General features: G+C 69.3%; 2 protein-coding genes. One reads left to right on the forward strand and one right to left on the reverse strand.

Going from position 1 to position 1,451, the window contains the following annotated elements; all coding sequences use genetic code 11:
- Positions 1 to 638 (reverse strand): SDR family NAD(P)-dependent oxidoreductase (locus tag I59_RS19635; protein WP_187289806.1); only part of this gene is annotated, 638 nt, incomplete at its 3' end.
- 105 nt (positions 639 to 743) lie between these two features.
- Between I59_RS19635 and I59_RS09410 the strand changes: the two genes are divergently transcribed.
- Positions 744 to 1,451: Ku protein (locus I59_RS09410; RefSeq protein WP_022903657.1), on the forward strand; the 708-nt coding region annotated here is incomplete at its 3' end.

Raw genomic sequence — 1,451 nt, forward strand, 5'->3', positions numbered from 1 at the left:
TCGTGTAGGTGGTGATCGCGGACTTCGTCGCCGCGTAGTCGATCATCCGCGCCTGCGGCTCGTGCGCGGAGACCGAGCTCGTCGTGACCGATCGCGCTGCCGGGTGCCATGTGCGGGACCGCTGCCCGCACGAGCCAGAACAGCGAGTACAGGTTGACCTTGAGCGTCCGGTCGAACGATTCCGTCGTCTGCTCGGTGACGTCCTCGTGCACCTGCTGGTGGCCGGCGACGAGCACGAGCGCGTCGAGGCCGCCGAGCGTGCTCACGGCGTCGCGCACGAGGTCGGCGCAGAACGCCTCGTCCGTCAGGTCGCCCGGCAGCAGCACGGCCCTGCGGCCGAGGGCGCCGATGACGTCGCGGACCTCCTCGAGGTCGTCCTGCTCCTCCGGGAGGGCGTTGAGGGCGACGTCGGCGCCCTCCTTCGCCATCGCGATCGCCGCCGCCCGGCCGATGCCGGAGTCGGCGCCGGTGACCAGGACCCGGTAGCCCGGCATCCGCCCCGTGCCCCGGTAGCTGCGTTCGCCGTGGTCGGGCGCGGGGTCCATCGCGCTCGCCAGGCCCGAACCGGTCTGGGTCTGCTCGGGGAACGGCGGTCGCGGGTGCTGGGTGCGCGGATCCTGCTTGTCGAGCTGGCTCATGCGCCCATCGTGCTCGTCCCGGCGCGGCTCCGGTCCAGCGAAGCCCGACCTGTGGACGACCGCTCGCTCCGGACGCTCCTGTGCAGGGACGGGCATCATGTGCCCATGAGGTCGATCTGGAAGGGCTCCATCGCGTTCGGGCTCGTCAACGTGCCCATCAAGGTCTACGCGGCCACCGAGACCCACGACGTCTCCCTGCACCAGGTGCACGACGAGGACAAGGGACGCATCCGCTACAAGCGTGTGTGCGAGTTCGGCCACGAGGTCGAGTACGCCGACATCCAGCGCGCGTACGACGACGGTGACAAGACGGTGGTGCTCACCGCCGACGACTTCAAGCAGCTGCCCGAGGAGCAGTCGCACGAGATCGAGGTCCTCGAGTTCGTGCCCGTCGAGCAGGTCGACCCGATGATGTTCGAGAAGTCGTACTACCTCGAACCGGACTCGCGCTCCCCGAAGGCGTACGTGCTCCTCCGCGAGACGCTCGCGAAGACCGACCGGCTGGCGATCGTGCAGTTCACGCTCCGGCAGAAGACCCGGCTCGGTGTGCTCCGGGTCCACGACGACGTCATCCTGCTGCAGGGCCTGCTCTGGGGCGACGAGGTCCGTGCGGCGGACTTCGGCAGCCTCGACTCGACGGTGAAGGTGAGCGCGAGCGAGCTGAAGATGTCGTCCTCGCTCGTCGACAGCATGTCCACCGACTTCGACCCGGACCGCTACACCGACGCGTACCAGGAGGAGCTGCAGCAGCTCATCGACGCGAAGCTCGCGTCGGGCGACGACGTCGACACCGCGGAGACGTTCGGCGACCGC

The sequence above is a fragment of the Curtobacterium sp. B8 genome (assembly GCF_000333315.1).
GTDB lineage: Bacteria > Actinomycetota > Actinomycetes > Actinomycetales > Microbacteriaceae > Curtobacterium > Curtobacterium luteum.